At 69.3% G+C, this 6550-nt stretch carries 4 protein-coding genes; 3 read left to right on the forward strand and 1 reads right to left on the reverse strand.

Going from position 1 to position 6550, the window contains the following annotated elements; genetic code table 11:
* Positions 1-184: 184 nt before the first annotated feature.
* Both ACIRHA_RS42725 and ACIRHA_RS42730 read left to right on the forward strand, forming a co-directional pair.
* Positions 185-1894, forward strand: a complete 1710-nt coding sequence (locus ACIRHA_RS42725) for an LCP family protein (RefSeq protein WP_403857500.1) — start codon at positions 185-187, stop codon at positions 1892-1894.
* Positions 1895-1980: 86 nt separating this feature from the next.
* Positions 1981-3681 (forward strand): LCP family protein, encoded by a 1701-nt coding sequence (locus tag ACIRHA_RS42730; RefSeq protein WP_403857503.1) that lies wholly within the window; start codon positions 1981-1983, stop codon positions 3679-3681.
* A gap of 58 nt (positions 3682-3739) precedes the next feature.
* On the opposite strand, the gene ACIRHA_RS42735 is transcribed toward ACIRHA_RS42730, so the two are convergent.
* The gene (locus ACIRHA_RS42735) at positions 3740-4783 is read right to left on the reverse strand and encodes a glycosyltransferase family 2 protein (RefSeq protein WP_403857506.1); all 1044 of its coding nucleotides are present in this window, start codon (positions 4781-4783) and stop codon (positions 3740-3742) included.
* 232 nt (positions 4784-5015) lie between these two features.
* On the opposite strand from ACIRHA_RS42735, the gene ACIRHA_RS42740 reads away from it, so the two are divergent.
* Positions 5016-6380: an LCP family protein gene (locus tag ACIRHA_RS42740; protein WP_403857509.1), complete on the forward strand. Its 1365-nt coding sequence runs from the start codon at positions 5016-5018 to the stop codon at positions 6378-6380.
* Positions 6381-6550: the final 170 nt, after the last annotated feature.

Raw genomic sequence — 6550 nt, forward strand, 5'->3', positions numbered from 1 at the left:
GTTGTAGGGGAGTGGAATTTGTCACCGTCCTCGCTTGACGCTGAACTGGGCGGATAGTGTGAGCGATCCGGTGCACCCGGCCATGCTTGCGAGCCCGGTCGCGCACTACTGACCGACTTGACCGGGCGCCCGCTTTTAAGGGGGGTGGGGCGCCGCGTGGCCCCGACGGAGGACACAGACAACCGTGGACGCGCAAGGCCGTGGGCGGGCTGAGAACATCGACCCCGCAGATCAGTGGGTGCTCAACCCCCACACCGGTGACTACGAACTGCGACTGACCCCCTCCGCTGGGCAGTCGGGAGTGCCGAGCCCTCGACGCGCCGCCCCGCGCGGTGGCGGTCAGCGCCGTGGCAACCCGCAGGGTGGCGGAGGCCGGCGCGACGTTCCCCCGCAGCGCAGACGCCGCGAGGCTCCGGCGACGCAGGAGCAGGGCTCCGGCCGGCGGCGTTCGCGGCCGAAGAAGAAGTCGAAGGCCAAGAAGATCATGCTGTGGTCGGCCGGCGGCATGGCCATGGTCGTCCTGGTGGGCGCCGGAGCCGGCTACTGGTACTGGGAGCACCTCAACGGCAACATCACCTCGCAGGACGTGGTCGGCGCCAAGAACGGCTTCGCCAAGGACGAGGCGATCAACGTCCTCGTCATGGGCACCGACAAGCGCACCGGCAAGGGCAACGAGGGCTACGGGGACAAGGGCAGCGTCGGCCACGCGGACACGAACGTGCTGCTGCACGTCTCCAAGGACCGTACGAACGCGACCGCGTTGAGCATTCCGCGCGACCTCGTCGTGGACGTGCCGGACTGTCAGGTGAAGCAGAAGGACGGCTCGCTCAAGACCATCAAGGGCACGCCGAACGTCCGCTTCAACACCAGCCTCGGTCAGGACGACCGCGACGCCGGCTGTGTCATGAAGACCGTCAAGGCGGTCACGGGCATCACCGTCGACCACTTCATGATGGCGGACTTCAACGCGGTGAAGACGCTGTCCAGCGCCGTGGGCGGGGTCAACGTCTGCGTCGCCAAGGACGTCAACGACCCGGACTCGCACCTCAAGTTGTCGGCTGGCACCCACAATCTGCAGGGCGAGCAGGCGCTGGCGTTCCTGCGCACCCGGCACAGCTTCGGCAACCAGGGCGACCTGGACCGGATCAAGGTGCAGCAGCAGTTCCTCGGTTCGCTCGCCCGCAAGATGAGTTCGAGCGACACGCTCACCAATCCGCGCAAGCTGACGAGCCTCGCCGAGGCCGCGACCAAGGCGCTCACCGTCGACAAGGGCATCGGCAGCCTGAACAGCCTCAAGGACCTGGCACTCGAGATCAGGAAGGTGCCGCCGAAGAACCTGTCGTTCACGACGGTGCCCGTGATCGACAACCCGGCCGAGCCGCAGCCGGTGACCGTCGTCGTGAACCCGACGGCGGGGCCCCCGGTCTTCAACGCGATCAAGAACGACGTCTCCCTCACGGAGACGAAGAAGAAGGCGAAGCAGAAGCAGGACGCGAAGCTCAAGGGCCCCAAGTCCGCCGCCTCCGCGGTCCGCGTCAACATCTACAACGGCAGCGGCAGGACGGGCGCCGCTCAGGAAACTCTCACGGAGTTGCAGAACACTGAGGGCGTACTGAAGTCGAGCCAGATGGGCAACAAGCCGAACCAGGCGAAGACGAGCCTCGAATACGCGCCCGACCAGGCCGATCAGGCCCGGCGGCTCGCGGACATCATGGGCCTTCCGGCGTCCGCGCTGAAGGAAGGCAAGAGCGAGAAGAACGATCAGGGGCTGCCGGCGATGACCCTCATCCTCGGCGGCGACTTCAAGGGTGCGGGGACACCCGTCGACGGAGCTTCGGCAAAGGCGCCGGAGGTCGACAAGACAACAGCGGACAAGGCTGTGTGCGCCAAGTGACCAACCTTGGCCGCCTGTTGACTGTCTAAGCAAGTGACAGTGGGCGGCCGAGTCGCTGTCACCGGGCGGGGAGGGCGGGGTAGGACATGGGGCGAGGCACTGTGCGTGGGGAGCGCACACGGCGGCCTGCCGGGCGGGGCGAACCACCGGATCAGGCGTCCGACCTGGGGTGGGACGACAGCCTGTACGAGGAGGCTCCGGGCGGCGACACCGCGGGCGGGGACGCGGACAGCCGCGGCCGTACCACCCGCAGCAGGCAGCGCGCGGGCGTCCGGCCGCGCCGCCGCAGACGACGAATACTTCGCTGGACCGCGAGCATCCTCGCGTTCCTGATCATCGGCACGGCGGGCGCCGGATACCTCTACTACCGGCATCTGAACGGCAACCTCGACACGGGCAAGCTCAACCTCGGCGAGCACAAGGTCCCCGAACCGACGCCGAACGCGGCGGGTCAACGGCCGCTGAACATCCTGCTGATCGGCTCCGACAGCCGGAACACCAAGGAGAACCTGAAGCTCGGCGGGCACAAGGCGAGCGTCGGCTCCGCCCCGCTGGCCGACGTACAGATGCTGCTGCACCTGTCGGCCGACCGCAGCAACATGTCCGTGGTGAGCATGCCCCGCGACACCCTGACCCGGCTGCCCAAGTGCACCGACCCGAAGACCGGCAAGGTGTACGCGGCCACGTTCTCCCGGCAGATGGTGAACTCCTCGCTGGCCCGCGGCGGCGCCGGCTGCACGGTCGCCACCTGGGAGCAGATGACCGGCATCCACATCGACCACTACATGATGGTCGACTTCTCGGGCGTCGTGTCGATGGCGGACGCGATCGGCGGCGTACCGGTCTGCGTCGACGCCAACGTCTACTCCAGGAACACTTCGGGTGAAGGCTCCGGCCTGAAGCTGAAGAAGGGCACGACGTCCGTCAAGGGCGAGCAGGCCCTGCAATGGCTGCGGACGCGACACGGCTTCGAGGACGGCAGCGACATCGCGCGCGCCAAGGCGCAGCACATGTACATGAGCTCGATGGTGCGCGAGCTGCGCGAGAACGCGACGTTCAGCCACCCGGGCAAGCTGCGCACGCTCGCCGAGAAGGCGACGGACGCGCTCGGTGTCGACGACGGCCTCGACACGGTCAAGAAGCTGTACGACCTGAGCAACGAGCTGAAGCGGCCCGCACCGAAGCGGATCACGATGACGACGATGCCGTTCGTGTACGAGGGTGCGCGCGTGGCGCCGAAGGCGAAGGACGCCGACGCGCTGTGGCGGCTGCTCCGTGACGACATCGCGCTCGACGGCAAGGACAAGGACGCCAAGAAGAAGCCGAAGGACGAGACGTCCGACGATCCGGCCGCGGCCGACGACAAGATCGCGGTGCAGGTGCGCAACGGCACGCGGACGGCGACGACGCCCGCGGCACCCGGGCGGGCCGCACAGGTGGCGCAGGCCCTCACCGCCGACGGCTTCACGCAGGCGGTCCCGGACCAGGCGCAGTCCCTCGTCGAGGACAAGACGGTGGTCCGCTACCCCTCGCCGGACCTGGAGGGCGACGCGCAGGCGGTCGCCAAGTCCCTGGGGATTCCGCTGAGTTCGGTGGAGGAGTCGACGGAGGTGTCCGGGGTGACGCTGATCGTGGGCGCCGACTGGAAGACGGGCACCGCCTACCCGAAGTCCACGGACGACGAGAACGAGAACGAGGACGCGGGCAAGGCCCTGGACAAGGAGCAGACGCAGAACGGCGCGGACGACTCCAAATGCATGAAGGTCGAACCGGGTTACACCTGGTAGCTCCTACGAGAACGGGGCGCGGGAGTCGAACTCCCGCGCCCCGAAGAAGAGTTGACGCTCAGTTGACCGCGGGCTCCTGCGGCACGGCGGGACGGCGCGAGGCGATGACCTTCTTGGCGAGGGACTTCGGGCTGGTCAGGAAGCCCCAGCCCCACGTCATGTGCATCGTGGCGAGCGCGACGGGGATCTGGGCGCGCGCCTTCAGCGGCAGCCCCTTGCCCGCCGGGATCGAGCCCGCGACGATCGCCGCGAGGTAGCCGCCGGGGATCACGAAGCCCCACGGCGTGAGGGCGGCGCCGACCACGATGCCCGCCGCGATCGCGCACACGGCGGTCGGCGGGGCGAGGTAGCGCAGGTTGATCGAACCGGAGTGGAAGCGGGCGACGACGTGCCGCCAACGGCCGTAGTTCCGGTACTGCTTGGCGAGTTCCCTGACGCTCGGCCGGGGCCGGTAGTCGACCAGCAGCTCGGGCGAGAACCAGATGAGGCCGCCGGACTCGCGGATCCGGAAGTTCAGCTCCCAGTCCTGGGCGCGGATGAACTCCTCGTTGTAACCGTCGAGCTTCTCGAGCACCTCGCGCCGGAAGACGCCCAGGTAGACCGTCTCGGCCTGCTGCGCCTCGCCGCCCGTGTGGAACGCGGCGTTGCCGACGCCGATCTTCGACGTCATCGCGGCGGCGACGGCCTGCTCCCAGGCGTTGGTGCCCTGGGCGTGCATGATGCCGCCGACGTTCATCGCGCCGGTCTCCTCCATGAGGCGCACGGCGGTGGCGATGTAGCCGGGCGAGAGCGCGGCGTGACCGTCGACCCGGACGACGATCGGGTGGCGGGAGGCCTTGATCGCGGCGTTCAGGGCGGCGGGGGTGCGGCCGGTCGGGTTCGGCACCGTGGACACCTTGGGGTGCTCCGCGGTGAGCCGCGCCGCGACCTCGTCCGTACGGTCGGTGGAGGGGCCGAGGGCGAGCACGACCTCCATCTCGCCGTCGTACTCCTGCGCCAGGATCGCCTCGACGGCCTCCTTCAGATGCCGCTCCTCATTGAGGATGGGCATGATCACGGAGACGGCCGGGAGCTGCGTGACAGAGTTGGCGGTTGCGTTCATCGCGGGTCACGTTACCGCTAATGGGGGACACGGGCGCGCGCCGCCGAGTCGCTGCCGTGGGCAGCAGATCGTATGGGCCTACTGTGCTCGCGTCCCACGCCCACAGTCGCGGAGGTGTCCCCCGGTGCCCACGCCGCCCCGCTCCCCCGACCGTCCGCAGCGGCCTTCCCGTCCCCAGGGGCAGGCCCGCAGGCCCGGCCGGCCGCCGCTCAGGAAGAAATCGCGGTGGGCCATGCGGGTGGCGACGGCGGTCTCCGTCATGGTGCTCGCCGCGGCCGGCGTCGGGCACGCGCTCGTCACCGGCATCGACGCCGGGCTGCACCGGATCGATCCCTTCAAGGACATGAAGAACCGGCCCGCGGCGGGCGACGGCATGAACGTGCTGCTCGTCGGCACCGACGGCCGCGACAAGATCAGCGACGAGCAGCGCCGGAAGTACAAGCTCGGCGGCGCACCCTGCCACTGCACGGACACCGTGATGATCGTGCACATCTCGGCGAACCACGAGCGCGCCTCCGTCGTCTCCCTCCCCCGCGATTCGTACGCCGAGATGCCGGAGCACACCGACATCAACAGCGGTGAGAAGCACCACGCGCACCCCGTGAAGCTCAACGCGGCGTACGCGGAGGGCGGGCCCGCTCTGACGTTGCGCACGGTCGAGCACATGACGAAGGTGAAGCTCGACCACTATCTGGAGGTCGACTTCACCAGCTTCATGAAGACGGTCGACGAGCTCGGCGGCGTCGACATCTGCACGGACTCCCCGCTCAAGGACTCCTACACCGGTCTCGATCTGGGTGCCGGCACGCACCGGTTGAACGGCGGCGAGGCCCTGCAGTACGTGCGGGCCCGGCACATGGACAGTGCGGGCGACATCGGCCGGATGCAGCGCCAGCAGCGGTTCATGGCGGCGCTGATCTCGAAGGCGACGTCGTCGGGCGTGCTGCTCAATCCGGTCCGGTTCCGCGGTGTCGCCTCTACGATGCTCAGCTCGGTGCGGGCCGACAGGGGCTTCGGGTCGGACGAGATGGTGGATCTGGCGCGGGCGATGCGGAACTTCTCGCCGTCGTCCTCGGAGTTCACGACCGTGCCGATCGGGAACATGAGCTACCCCGTGCCGAACATCGGCTCCACGGTGAAGTGGGACGACAAGAAGTCGGCGGCGCTGTTCAAGTCGCTGCGCGAGGACAAGCCGCTCGCTCCGCACCGGTCGAAGGCGAAGAAGGCGGCGGTGGTCGACGTCTCGCCGAAGGAGATCCGTGTCCAGGTCGAGAACGGGACGAAGTCCTCGGGGCTCGGCAAGAAGGTCGACTCGGCGCTGAAGCGGACGGGGTTCCGGACGACGGGGGCGCCCGTCAACGCGGACGAGCTCACCGCGAAGCGGACGACCGTGTTGTACGACCCCGGGTGGGATCGGTCGGCGAAGTCGTTGGCCGCGGCGTTGCCGGGGGCGGAGATGAAGGCGGTGGACGGGCTCGGGCCGATGTTGAAGGTCGTCGCCGGGACGGATTACGAGGGGGTGCGGAAGGTGCGGGCGCAAGACGCTGACGCGGGGTCTTACGGGGCGGTTACCGGGGACCAGGTGGTGTGCGGGTGAGCAAATCAAGCCCCTGCGGCGATTGAGCAGCGGGGGCCGGGCGGAGCCGGGGGGGGGGGGGGGGGGGGGGGGGGGGGCGCCGGCCCGCCGGGGGGGGCGGGGGGGGGGGCGGCCCCCCCCCCGCCCCCCCCCCCCCCGCCCCCCCCCCCCCACCCCACCCACCCCCCCCC

The organism is Streptomyces sp. NPDC102360 (assembly GCF_044766085.1).
In the GTDB taxonomy this organism is placed as follows: Bacteria; Actinomycetota; Actinomycetes; order Streptomycetales; family Streptomycetaceae; genus Streptomyces.